At 66.4% G+C, this 11,954-nt stretch carries 11 protein-coding genes; 5 read left to right on the forward strand and 6 right to left on the reverse strand.

Annotated features, from left to right (window positions below; genetic code table 11):
- Positions 1–46 precede the first annotated feature (46 nt).
- Complete coding sequence (locus tag ACWGPE_RS01645) at positions 47–1,069, forward strand: LacI family DNA-binding transcriptional regulator (protein WP_452047963.1); 1,023 nt, start codon at positions 47–49, stop codon at positions 1,067–1,069.
- A 62-nt stretch (positions 1,070–1,131) separates the two neighbouring features.
- Positions 1,132–5,070: a discoidin domain-containing protein gene (locus tag ACWGPE_RS01650; protein ID WP_452047964.1), complete on the forward strand. Its 3,939-nt coding sequence runs from the start codon at positions 1,132–1,134 to the stop codon at positions 5,068–5,070.
- Positions 5,071–5,242: 172 nt separating this feature from the next.
- Here the strand turns inward: ACWGPE_RS01650 and ACWGPE_RS01655 are convergent, their stop codons facing one another.
- Complete coding sequence (locus ACWGPE_RS01655; RefSeq protein WP_231428762.1) at positions 5,243–6,010, reverse strand: SDR family NAD(P)-dependent oxidoreductase; 768 nt, start codon at positions 6,008–6,010, stop codon at positions 5,243–5,245.
- Positions 6,007–6,855, reverse strand: a complete 849-nt coding sequence (locus tag ACWGPE_RS01660) for a fumarylacetoacetate hydrolase family protein (protein ID WP_231428763.1) — start codon at positions 6,853–6,855, stop codon at positions 6,007–6,009. The genes ACWGPE_RS01655 and ACWGPE_RS01660 overlap by 4 nt, the downstream gene beginning before the upstream one ends.
- A gap of 104 nt (positions 6,856–6,959) precedes the next feature.
- Here ACWGPE_RS01660 and ACWGPE_RS01665 point away from each other — a divergent pair, with 104 nt between their 5' ends.
- Entirely contained in the window at positions 6,960–7,694 is a 735-nt protein-coding gene (locus ACWGPE_RS01665) for a FadR/GntR family transcriptional regulator (RefSeq protein ID WP_255680038.1), read from the forward strand.
- 2 nt (positions 7,695–7,696) lie between these two features.
- On the opposite strand, the gene ACWGPE_RS01670 is transcribed toward ACWGPE_RS01665, so the two are convergent.
- Positions 7,697–8,674, reverse strand: coding sequence for an aldo/keto reductase (locus ACWGPE_RS01670; protein WP_231428765.1), 978 nt, complete (start codon positions 8,672–8,674; stop codon positions 7,697–7,699).
- Between the two features lie 209 nt (positions 8,675–8,883).
- Here ACWGPE_RS01670 and ACWGPE_RS01675 point away from each other — a divergent pair, with 209 nt between their 5' ends.
- Both ACWGPE_RS01675 and ACWGPE_RS01680 read left to right on the forward strand, forming a co-directional pair.
- Positions 8,884–9,267, forward strand: a complete 384-nt coding sequence (locus tag ACWGPE_RS01675; protein WP_452047965.1) for an L-rhamnose mutarotase — start codon at positions 8,884–8,886, stop codon at positions 9,265–9,267.
- Positions 9,268–9,297: 30 nt separating this feature from the next.
- A complete protein-coding gene (locus ACWGPE_RS01680; protein WP_231428767.1) occupies positions 9,298–10,161 on the forward strand; it encodes an amidohydrolase family protein in 864 nt (287 codons plus the stop codon).
- 61 nt (positions 10,162–10,222) lie between these two features.
- On the opposite strand, the gene ACWGPE_RS01685 is transcribed toward ACWGPE_RS01680, so the two are convergent.
- The 3 genes from ACWGPE_RS01685 to ACWGPE_RS01695 all read right to left on the reverse strand — a co-directional run bounded on the left by ACWGPE_RS01685 (position 10,223) and on the right by ACWGPE_RS01695 (position 11,930).
- Complete coding sequence (locus ACWGPE_RS01685) at positions 10,223–10,411, reverse strand: hypothetical protein (RefSeq protein WP_231428768.1); 189 nt, start codon at positions 10,409–10,411, stop codon at positions 10,223–10,225.
- A 114-nt stretch (positions 10,412–10,525) separates the two neighbouring features.
- Positions 10,526–11,077: a site-specific integrase gene (locus ACWGPE_RS01690; protein ID WP_452047966.1), complete on the reverse strand. Its 552-nt coding sequence runs from the start codon at positions 11,075–11,077 to the stop codon at positions 10,526–10,528.
- Positions 11,078–11,717: 640 nt separating this feature from the next.
- On the reverse strand, positions 11,718–11,930 hold the full coding sequence (locus tag ACWGPE_RS01695) for a helix-turn-helix transcriptional regulator (protein ID WP_231428770.1): 213 nt from the start codon (positions 11,928–11,930) through the stop codon (positions 11,718–11,720).
- Positions 11,931–11,954: the final 24 nt, after the last annotated feature.

The following is an 11,954-nucleotide window of genomic DNA, read 5'->3' on the forward strand; positions in this document are numbered from 1 at the left end:
TCGTTGACAGGCCGCCCCTCCGACCGCGCACTAGGCTTCTGACGTTATGGGCAGCGATTCAGGAGAGGCGCGCACGCGGGTCACGCTGCGCGAGATCGCGGAGCACGCCGGCGTCTCGGTCGCCACTGCGTCGTATGTGCTCTCCGGCACCCAGAAGCCCGGCGCGCGGTTCTCCGACGAGACAGCGGAGCGGATCCGGCGTTCTGCCGCCGAACTTCGATACCTGCCCAATCGAATGGCGCGGTCGGTCCGGACCGGCCGCACCGGTGTCATCCAGCTCGTCCTGCACATGCTCGGCGACCCCTGGACCCAGGACATCGCGGAGACCTTCACCGCGCGGGCGCCCGAGCATGGACTTACGACCCTGATCGCATTGGACTCCGATTTCGCGGCAGCGCTCGCGCGCAGCGAGTTCGACGCGGCATTCGTCGCGGCAGCCGGCGTGTCGGAGCCCGCTCAGTGGCGCGAAGCGCTCGGCGCGTTGGCGCGCAAGGTCGCGGTGTACTCACCGACGCTGGAGCCCGACGGCTTCGACGTGATCCGGTTCGATGAGCGCCGGGCTGCGCGGCTGGCCGTCGACCACCTCATCGAGCGCCATCGGCGGGTCGCCTGCCTGGTGGGTGCAAGTGCCGCCGACGAACCGGACGGAGGCGTGCGTCGCCGGGCGTACATCGAGGCGATGACGGACGCCGGCCTCCCGATCGAGGCTGGATTCCTCATGGAGTTCGAGAAGGACGTGCTGGACACATACCGGGCGGCACGGGCACTGCTGAGCCGGCAGGATCCTCCCACAGCGGTCTTCGCCGAGGCCGACTTCGCGGCGTTCGCGACCGTGCAGACAGCTCGCGAACTCGGCCTGCGCGTGCCCGAGGATGTCGCTGTGATCGGCATCGGCGACTCCGGGCTGGCCCAGCGGTCGGGGATGAGTTCAGTCGGCGCCATGGACATGCGAGAGCGCATTGTCGACTTCGTGCTGGAGCGCGCGCTCGATGCCGCAACACCGCAGAGCCGGGTGCTCGACCTCGATCCGGTGCTGTTCTCACGGGACTCGACCCGCGCGCAGCACTGACCGGAAACAGGTCTTGACACAAACACCGGCCCTCGCCAACATGTGCTTAATCGTCTAAGCACATGTCGAGCTGGAAGCAGGCACGGGCAAAACCCCCGCCAGGCGATACCGACAGCCGGTTCATCGACGAACCGGATTCCCCAAGGAGCATCATGAAACACGATCCAAGGAAACCGATGGCGATGATCGGCGTGACCGCGCTGATCACCACGATCATGGCGCTCGGCGCAGGCGCAGGCGCCGCGCAGGCGCAACAGGCGACCGGTACGGCGCCGTTCATCAATTCGTGGCTCGTATCGGGACCATTCGACACCGCGGTCGCCGACGAGATCTACGGATGCACGGCTGCGGAGGAGACCAATCTCGCCAGGACGGCGAAGGCCACAGCGTCCTCGTCCCTCTCTCCGAACCCGGCGGCACAGGTCAACGACGGCGACATCCGTAAGCAGTGGGTTGCTGAGAACGACCTTGCGCCGACGGTCACGCTGACATGGGCGACCCCGATCTCGCTCAACGAGGTCCGGCTGGCGCAGTGGGGCGACGGCCGACACGTCAACAAGTACTACGACCTGACCTTCACGCTGGCGGACGGGTCCACGGTGACCTCGCCCCGGGTGAACAGCACGTCGAGTTCACCGTCCGCTCCCACGGTCTACACCCACCCGGAGACACTCGCCGACGTGTCGTCGATGACAATCGCGATCGATCGAGGCCTCACGCCCTACCCGACGATCACCGGGCTCTCCGAGGTCGAGGTGTACCAGCGTGCCGAGCCGTCGCCCGGCGACAAACCGATCAACCCCGCGCTCGGCGCCGCGTTCGGCGACGACGCGGAGTCGAACGACTGGGAGTACTTCGACGACCGGGTCTACAACCGCAACTACGACGACTACCAGGACCTGTACGGGTATTTCGAGGTGAAGCAGGGGGAGGATACGCGCAACAAGTTCCTCTATGCGCACACCTACGTGTACAGCCCCGAGGCCCGCAAGGCGTTCGTGAACGTGGGCGCCAGCGGCTCGTACCGGCTGTATGTGAACGACGACTGCATCACCGCTCCCAGCACGCCCGTGGAGGTGCAGAAGGACCTCACGCGCCGGGAGGTCGGCCTCAAGAAGGGGTGGAACAAGGTCCTCCTCCAGATCCAGCACACCTACACCGAGGATGTCAATGCCAACGGCGTCCCCGTGGGCAAGGACCAGAACGTCGCGTTCCTCGGCTTCTACGGGAGGGTCGGCGACCAGGACGGCAACCGCATCGACGGCATCGTAAGCTCCGTGAACGGGCCGTCCGAGGAGCTGAAGATCGACACCACCGGTCTGAAGTCCGCGGGCGAGGGCGGGAAGGGCCTTCCAGCCCAGCAACTGCCCACCGGCTACCTCGAGTGGCCATACGTCTGGAACAAGTCGGTCACGAACAAGAAGTACGGGGTCTCGGCCTCGGCGTTCCAGTTCCTCGCGAGCGGCGGGGAGCCGGGATACACCTGGAAGCTCATCGACGGCAACCTGCCCGAGGGCCTCGAGCTGAACGCGGACGGGACGATCGCCGACGGGCTCGTCAACGGGAAGGCCGACCTGGCAAGTCGCAAGGGCATCATCAGCCCCGACGCGAAGACCGGCGACTACGACTTCACTCTCCAAGTGACCGACCGCGAGGGCACGGTGGCGACGAAGGAGTTCACGCTGACGGTGAAGGATCGGCCGAATCGCAGGTTCGAAGAAGGCCGGGTCAGCGCCCTCACCCACGCAGCGCCGATGTACAGCTACTTCGTCGACCCGGGCTACTCGTTCGACCAGTGGGCCGCACGCGCCAAGGCTCAGGGTCTGTCGATGGTGTCGGTCGAGGCGTTGCAGCAGAACTACCACTGGCCTTCGAAGTTCTCCGACCCCGCAGGCGAGCGGCAGAAGTACCTCCCCAAGGGTGAGGACGGCAACGTCGTCGACGGCTTGAAGCCGATGGTCGACGCCATCCGCCGCTACGGCATGGACGTCGGCATCTACTACGCCACCGAGGGCGGCGGCCTGCAGCACTTCTCCACCGACGTGCTCGTTCAGAACGTCGAGGACCTGCTCGAGCGCTACGATCCGCGCTACCTCTACTTCGACGGTCCGCAGTCGATGCCGAACGCCAACTACGACGTGATGTACAGCGCCGTGCGCAACCACAGCGCCGACGTGGTCATCGACTCCAATGCCTGGGGCGAAGAATACGGCGACCCCGACCTCCGCACGAATGAGGCCTCCCACATCTTCTCCAACGCAAGCGCCAACCACTTGGTCAAGCGCACGCCGATGGAGCCGTGGAAGATCCTCGGTACGAGGAACCAGGACTCGCCCTACTATCCGCAGCGCGACGATTTCCGTCTGGTGGCGCAGGAAACGATCATGAACGCCGGCCGCGGTTACGTCGACAACAACGACCAGACGATCGTGGACGGACGAGGTCCGAATTGGCACTCGCCGGAGGAGATCGTCACCCGCTATCCCAAGGGTGCGCAGGAGTTCATCGACGTCCGCGAGCAGATGGGCGCTTGGTTCGCTCCGAAGCCGGGCATCAACCTTCTGGAGTCGGTCACCGGTACGACACCGTTCTTCCTCCCCGGTTACGGCTACGAAGACGATGGGGTGGGCAACTACGAGAAGTTCGCGCACCCGAACGCAACGACCGGCCCGCAATGGGGCTATGCGACAGCACGTGACAACAACATGTACCTGCACATCCTCAGCGGGCCCGACGGCAAGAAGGGCTTCGGGGCGATCCAGGACGGGAAGCTGACCATCGGCGGCCTCGAGCACGACGTCACCGCGGTCACGCACCTGAACACCGGAAAGGCGATCTCGTTCTCGCAGGACGGAGACACCGTCTCCCTCGAACTGTCCACTGTGTCTGCAGACCCCATCGACACGATCATCAAGCTCGAGACTGACAGCACCGCCCGCAAATACACCCTGACTGAGGCCACGATCGACGCCGAACCGCTCGGTGCGGGCCGGCTGAAGCTCATCGCAGGCGGGTACATGACCTACCCGGCACTGCCAGCCAAGCTCGACAAGGTGGTCTTCAGCGCCCCAGACACCCCTGTGGCGAAGGTCAACGCGAACGGTGTGGTCATCCCGCGGGAGAACGGATCGGTGAAGGTCGAGCTCGCCGTGACCTCCGGTCAGGTGACCAAGAAGGCTCAGGTCGAGGTGACCGTCAAGGACGGCGTGGCATACATCGGCGACGACCTGTCGTCGGCGGTGCTGCGGATCGGTGGCAAGGAGACATTCGGCACGTTCCCGACCGGCGCACAGCCGATGTACTCCCTCGAGGGGCGTGCCGGGCACGGACAGTCGGTACGGCTGGATGCCGCGAAGGTCACCTGGCACGCCGGCATTGTGGACGTCAACGGCGGCACCAAGACCGAGCCGGTCGCGATCACCGAGGTGGACACGTTCGGGTTCGCGAAGGGCAGGATGACCACACCGCGGGTCGCCGAGCCGACGAAGGCCGCAGTCTGGGCCGAAGTTGTGCTGGACGGCAAGACCGTCACGAGCAACCGGGTCTTCCTCGATCTGCTGCCCACCCGCGACGTCGCAACAGCCGCCACGGTCACGACCAGTGACGCGTCGGATGACGCGGGCAACCTCACCGACGGCATCCTCATCGACGCCACCCACCTGGGTGGGTCTGGTTGGAGCACGGCCGCTGACGGCGCCTCGTGGGTGCAGTTCGATCTCGCCGCGCCGACCGAGCTCTCCAGCGTCGGCCTGGCGTTCAACGAGGTGGGACAGCGCTATGTGAACACTCCGCGCAAGCTCGTCATTCAGACCAGCATCGACGGCGAGAACTGGACGGACGCGCACTCCGCGACTGGCCCGAGCGGTGCGGTCTTCTGGGGCAACGTCAACTCCTACCCGGTGACCGGAACCGCGCAACACGTTCGGGTCGCCTTCCCCGAGGGGTCGGCCGGTACATCGCTCGACCTGCTCGAGGTGCAGATCCAGGGCGCGTACGAGTGACCGGCCGGGCGAGCAATTCGGTCCAGCCGAAACTCGGCGACGACCGACGCGTTGGAGCAACCAACGTAGAGGGAGGAGCGACCGAGACGGTGAAATAGCATCCGCCGTTGCGCGGATCGGCCCGGCGTCCCATATCTGGGGCGCCGGGCCGATGCTGTCGCTCTGCCGCGAGTCAGCCGCCGTCCGTCTGCGGGCGTACGCGGAGGTGAGTGACCCCGCCGTCCACATCGAGCGCGGTCCCGGTCGTCGATGCCGATCGAGGCGAAGCGAGGAACACGATCGAGAGCGCGACCTCTTCGGGAGTGACCATCCGCCCAGTGGCCTGCCGCGCATCGAGGGCGGCGCGCTCTGCGACGGGGTCTGCGAACCGCAGCAGCATCCGCTCGACGAATGGAGTGGAGACCGTGCCGGGGCACACGCAGTTGACGCGGATGCCCTCGCGCACGTGGTCGGTCGCCATCGCGAACGTCAGCGCGAGGGCCGCACCCTTGGAGGCGCTGTACAGGGCGCGCTGCGGGAGTCCGTTCAGGGCGGCGATCGAGCTGACGTTGACGATCGCCGCAGCGCTGGACTCGCGCAGCGACGGCAGCGCCGCCGCGGACACGCGCGCCATGCCGATCACGTTGACGTCGAGCACTCGCGCCCAGTCATCGTCGGAATTCTCCTCGACCGTGCCGACAGCACTGATGCCGGCGTTGTTCACGACGATGTCGATACCCCCGAGCTCCGCCCGCACACGACCGATCGCGGCGTCGACCGATGCGCGGTCGGTGACATCGCACGGGACGCCGAGCAGCCCTTCAGGGAGACCCTCGATCACCGGATCGAGGACGGCGACCCGCGCGCCGCGGTCGGCGAACTCGTGGGCGGTCGCCAGCCCGATTCCGCTCGCACCGCCTGTCACGATGGCGACGAGACCGTCGAACTCGTTCGCGTTCATGCCTGCCGCACCTCCTGTCGCGCCGTACCCAATCCATCGATCGACAGTTCGACCACGTCGCCCGCGCGAAGGTACGGCGTGCCCGGGAGCCCCAGTGCGACGCCGGCCGGTGTTCCCGTGTTCACGAGGTCGCCGGGGCGCAGCACCATGAACTGGCTGAGGTACCAGATCACGTGAGCGACAGGGAAGATCATGTTCGCGGTCGAGCCGTCCTGGCGGACCTGGCCGTTGACGCTCAGACGGAGCCCGAGGTCCTGTGGATCGGGCACCTCGTCCGCGGTGACGAGCACCGGTCCGAGCGGGTTGAACGTCTCGCAGCTCTTGCCCTTGTCCCATTGGCCGCCGCGTTCGAGTTGGAACTCCCGTTCCGAGACGTCATGCGAGACCGCGTAGCCCGCGACGACGGCGAGCGCGTCTTCGGGAGATCCGAGGTAGCGGGCCTCTCGGCCGATCACCACGCCGAGTTCGACCTCCCAGTCCGTCTTGGTTGAGGCTCGAGGGATGTACACGTCGTCGAAAGGTCCGACCACGGTGGACGGGTCCTTCATGAAGACCACCGGCTCGCGCGGGATCGCGGCGCCGGTCTCTTCCGCGTGGTCGCGATAGTTCAGCCCGATGCACACGACTTTGCCCGGCTGGGCGATTGGAGCACCTCTGCGCAACCCGACGGTCGAGAGGGAGGCGAGCCGTCCTTCGACAAACGCGGCACGCGCTTGATCGAGGCCGCCGCGCGCAAGGAAGTCGCCGTCGATGTCTTTCGTGATCGGCCGCAGGTCATACGCCAAATCGGCGTGCAGGATGACCGGGATCTCGTTCCCGGCATCGCCGTGTCTGGCCAGTTTCATGCACTCTCCGATCTCTTCGGGGTTTGGACCGGGTTTGCCCGGTGGTCGGACGGTGGTCAGACGAATGCCCGACGCGTGCGTGGCGGGCGATCTATGATGTGGCCATGCTGACTCCCGACGCGACCCCACGCTCGCAGTCGGCAGTGGTCATCGACCGCATCCGGGACATGATCACCGAGGGAGTGCTCGAGCCGGGGTCTCGGCTGCCGGTCGAGCGCGACCTGTGCTCGCAGTTCGGCGTGTCGCGAGGTCCCCTCCGCGAGGGCATCCGCGCGCTGGTGATTCTCGGGGTACTCGAGACCCGGCAGGGTGACGGCACCTACGTGACGAGCCTCGACGCGACCACGCTCTTCGGCCCCCTGAGTTTTCTCGCCGATCTGCAGAGTCCCGAGTCGAGCGTGCACTTGCTCGCCGTGCGACGGGTGCTCGAACCCGAAGCCGCGGCGAAGGCGGCCCTTCTCGTCAGCGACGAGGACCTTGCCGTCGCAACCGAGGTGCTCGACCGCGGTGACGCCCTGCTCTCGGGCTCTGACGTCGATCTGGAGGCGACGATCGACGTCGACACCCAGTTCCACCGCATCATCGCGCGGGCGAGCGGAAACCCCGCCTTCGCGGCGATCATCGAGGCGCTGATCGGCCGCACCGCACGCGCCCGGCTCTGGCGAGCCATCCACGACCAGGGCGCCCTCCACCGAACCCAGGAGGAGCATCGCGCGGTGCTGGAGGCATTGCGATCGCGCGACCCTGAGCGGGCTCGCCTGCGGATGCTCGTGCATGTGTTGGGTGTGGAGGACTTCATCGCCGAGCATCCGGCGACGCCAGGCGAACAGCACTCCTGAACTCACCCGAGCACGTCCGGGCGAAGCAGGCCGCGCTCGATGAGTTCGCCCCAGAATTCATCGGGAATCGGCTTGCTGTAGCGTTCGACCGAGCTGGAGACGTGATCCGCCGTGCGCGTACCGACGACGACGGATGCGACGGCCGGATGCCGCAGCGGAAACGCCACGGCGGCGTCGGGCAGCGTGATGCCGAACTCATCGCAGACGTCGGCGATCGCATTGGCTCGTCGCACGAGCTCCGCCGGTGCCGCCTGGTAGTCGTACTTCGCATCGGCCTGAGGCCGCGGCGACGCGAGCAGCCCGGAGTTGTAGACGCCGGCCGCGACCACCGAGACACCGCGCTCTACGGCGCGTGGCAGGAGGTCGTCGAGCGCCGGCTGCTCGAGCAGCGTGTACCGCCCGGCGAGCATGACCACGTCGATGTCGTGTCGGACGACGAAGCGGTCGAGCATCGCCGACTGGTTCATCCCGGCGCCGATAGCCCGTACGACGCCCTGTTCGCGCAGTTCGATCAGGGCTGGGAACGCCTCCCGCGAAGCCTGATCCTCGTGCTGGTCGGGGTCGTGGAGATAGACGATGTCCACGTGTGCGAGACCCAGCCGATCGAGGCTCGACTCGAGCGACCGGAGGATCCCATCTCGGGAGAAGTCCCACTCCCGCCGCGTCGTCGCCGGCACCACGAATCCCTCGTCGAGCCGGCCAGCGCCTGACGGGTCATGTACCAGTAGGCGGCCGACCTTCGTCGAGACGACGTACTCGTCCCGCGGGTACTCCTTCAGCGCGGAGCCCAGGCGCCGCTCCGAGAGGCCGAGACCGTAGTGGGGGGCGGTGTCGAAGTAGCGGATGCCTGCCGACCATGCCGCGTCAACGGCATCGTCGGATGCCTCGTCTGTTGATTCGCGGAAGAGGTTGCCGAACTGGGCTGCTCCCAAACCGATCTCCGTCAAGGCCAGACCGTTGGCGAGCTGTCGGGTGCGCATTCGTGCTCCTCCAGAGATCGCGGAAATCGCTCGAAACGTTATACCAATTGTGGGAGAGTGTGCAAGGATTGCGCCGTTCAATTACCTTAAGGCGCTGAATCATCAGCTGAATATGTTCCGAGTCCGAGGTCGTGCGCCCGACATGAGCGGTCAGGCAACCATCGAAGCAGGGGGCGGATCGCAGATATGGAGGGACCATGCGGGTTGGATTGCATTCGACCATCAGCGTTGGCGCGATCGATGAGTACTGCGAGCATCACGCACGCGTTCCCGCCGAATTGCGCGAACTGTTCGACCGGGTGGGCATCCACGACTGGGTCATCTGGCGATCCGGCATTCGCCTGTTCCATCTGATCGACTGCGACGACTTCGAGCAGGCGATCGCCGCGATCAACGGCGATCCGGCGAACGACCAGTGGCAATCAGATATCGGCCGGTTCGTCGATGAGTTCTTCGGGCCGGAGGGAACCCCCGCCTTCGCGCCGCTGGAGGTCGTCTGGAGTCTCGCGGATCAGCGGCGGGTGGACGGCGAAGATGATCTCCGCATCGCCCGCGCGGCCGCGCCTCGAGTGAATCGGCGTCTCCACGGGTGATGCTGTGAACGAAAGAGGCGAGGCGCAACGGTGACGTTCCTCGATACGCATGTTCACGTGTGGGATCCTGCGCGGTTCGAATATCCGTGGCTTGCGGAGGCGCCCACGTTGAACCAGTCGTTCCTACCGCACGACATCGATCGCGACGGTGGGCGCGTCGATCGTATGGTGTTCGTGCAGGCCGACTGCCGGAACGAGCAGGCACTCGAGGAGGCACGCTGGGTTGCATCCTCCAAGTGGCCTGAGCTCGTCGGCATCGTCGCAGGGGCTGACTTGAGGTCGGGCGATGCCTTGGGGTTCCACCTCGATGCACTCGATGAGGTCGGTCGGGTCGTAGGAATCCGACATGTCCTGCAGGGCGAGCCGGTTGAAGGGTTCGCGGATGCCCGGTTGCGCGCGGGCCTCTGTGAGCTCGCCGCTCGTGGGCTGACATTCGACGCATGCGTGCGACATGCCCAGCTTCCCGCACTGCGTGGGCTTCTCGCCTCAGTGCCGCCCACACTCTCCGTCGTCATCGACCACCTCGGCAATCCGCCGCTCGCTGCCGGCATCGACAGCAGCGCCGGTCGGGCCTGGGCCGAGGAGCTCCGCGCCATCGCCGAATTGCCGAATGCGTGCGTGAAACTTTCGGGTCTTGCACCTGAGGTGTGCGAGACCCGGACGTACGACCAGAACGCCGATGCCTTCCTTGAGCATGCGCTCCAAGTGTTCGGCGCGGAGCGGGCGATGCTCGGCAGCGATTGGCCGGTAAGCAGCGGTCGAGCAGGGAGCCGTGGCTTCAGCGACTGGGCCATGAGGGTTCTGCGAATTGTAGGGGATGATGCAGACTCGCGCGCCGCCGTCAAGGCACGCACGGGTGAGCGGTTCTACGAACTTTCTGTCGCATCGCAATAGTGAGACCGGTATGCCGGCAGAGATGCGCCGGCGCTGGCGCGGTGCGCGGAACGATCAGCAGCTATCGCCGGGTCGACGGGGCCGGCTGTGTCCGGTTCCGTCGCCGTCGACGCCGCAGCACGACGAGCACCGCGACCACGAGCACGATCGCTGCGAATACTGCGACGAGTACGACCGCGGTGCGCAGAATCGAGTACTCGAACTCGGTCTGCACGAGCGTGAAATCGGTGAGGCTCGGTGCGGCGGGCACGTCGGTCGTCGCAGCCCAGTCTTGCGGAGAACTCGCGAGCTCGAAGGCGAGCTGCAGCCCACACCGCGCAATTTCGCGCTTCTCCTAACCTGACGGGACGGCTCCGGCCGTACCTCAATCAGGAGTGGGAGCGAGCCTCTGCAGCACCACTGCGGACAGCGGCTTCACCGACCTGTCGGGCTCCGCATAGTGCTTCTTCGTCGTCGACGTCGAGGCGTGCCCGAGCATGTCGACTGCAGCCTGCAGGTCGAGCGCATTCGCCAATAGGGTCGCTCCGGTACGCCGGAACGCGTGCCGCGAGAAATTCAACCCCTCAAGTCCGGCCTCCTTGAGGATTTCGCGGAACGTGCGCCGTGCGTTGTGCGGTGCGAGCGGAGTTCCGTGCTTCGTGAAGAAGAGCGGGTGCTCTGCGCCCTCGCCTGCGATGAGGGCGAGCCGCCGCCGGATTACCTCGGCGGCGAACGCCGGCACCGCAACCGTGCGAACCGATTCGTGCGTCTTCGGGTGCTCCTGCCGGAACGCGCCCATTCCTGCGCGGACCACGATGGTGCCGGTGATGCTCACCCGCAGCGGATCGGCGGTCATGTCGACGTCGCACTTGCGCAACGCCAGTGTCTCGCCGATTCGAGTGGCCGTGCCGAGCATGACCTCGATGAGGTCGCGCACCTGGCCGTCGGGCTTCGGCCCTTGACGTCTTCGCCAGTCCGCCAGTCACGTGCGGCGATACGGATCGCCGCGATCTGCTCGGGAGTGAGGGCCTTCGGAGTGTGCTTCGGCGCCTTCATCCGCGAGGCCTCCTTGACCGGGTTGCGCGGGATGACCTCCTGCCGCACCGCGAACGCCATGATCATGCCGAGGAGGGTGCGGGAATGCTTCGCTCGTGCGAAGGACTTGTCTCGCTGATCCTTGAGAAACCGATCGACGCGGCTGACCGTGACCTCTCGCACGGTGAAGTGCTCGAAGTACGGAACGATGAGCGTCCGGAGTTCGCGAGCGTAGGTCTCCTTCGTGCGTCGGAGCGATCGACGTCGCGGCGGACGTCTTCGATCCACGCGTCGGCGAGCTTCGTGAACGGCGAGTCGGCGGTGAGCGTGTCGCCGTCGCCGAGTCGCATCCGCGTCGCGAGTTGCACCTTGAGCGCGGACTTCGCAGCTCCCCGGCTCGCCGCGGTCGCCAAGACCTGCCGGGTCTCGCCGTCCCAGTCGCGGAAGCGTGCGTACGCGCGGAACCGTCCGGGCCCGACCTGGTTCGTCTTGACGTCGCCGAAGGTTCCGATCGGCAGACGCGTCCGCCCGACCATCAGCACTCACCGCCCGCGATCGGATGGCACGGGGTCGTGCAACGTGTCCATCCAGCTGAGCACCTCGGAGGCCCGATACCTGATCTCGCGCCCGACAAGGATGCCGGCAGGTCCCCTGCCTGCAGCGCGCAGGTCGTAGATCGCCTGTACGTGCACGACGAGTTCGCTGGTCGTGGGGACCGGCTCGAGGCCGAGTCCGGAGAGTCGTTCGGTGTCCATGACCATAGGTGCACCAAGCCGTCC

It is taken from the genome of Agromyces sp. NPDC055658 (assembly GCF_053618155.1).

Bases quoted from the DNA above. Each gene is read 5' to 3' on its own strand.
- ACWGPE_RS01645 (WP_452047963.1), top strand. From the start codon at position 47: ATGGGCAGCGATTCAGGAGAGGCGCGCACGCGGGTCACGCTGCGCGAG.
- ACWGPE_RS01650 (WP_452047964.1), top strand. From the start codon at position 1,132: ATGTCGAGCTGGAAGCAGGCACGGGCAAAACCCCCGCCAGGCGATACC.
- ACWGPE_RS01655 (WP_231428762.1), bottom strand. From the start codon at position 6,010: ATGAACGCGAACGAGTTCGACGGTCTCGTCGCCATCGTGACAGGCGGT.
- ACWGPE_RS01660 (WP_231428763.1), bottom strand. From the start codon at position 6,855: ATGAAACTGGCCAGACACGGCGATGCCGGGAACGAGATCCCGGTCATC.
- ACWGPE_RS01665 (WP_255680038.1), top strand. From the start codon at position 6,960: ATGCTGACTCCCGACGCGACCCCACGCTCGCAGTCGGCAGTGGTCATC.
- ACWGPE_RS01670 (WP_231428765.1), bottom strand. From the start codon at position 8,674: ATGCGCACCCGACAGCTCGCCAACGGTCTGGCCTTGACGGAGATCGGT.
- ACWGPE_RS01695 (WP_231428770.1), bottom strand. From the start codon at position 11,930: ATGGACACCGAACGACTCTCCGGACTCGGCCTCGAGCCGGTCCCCACG.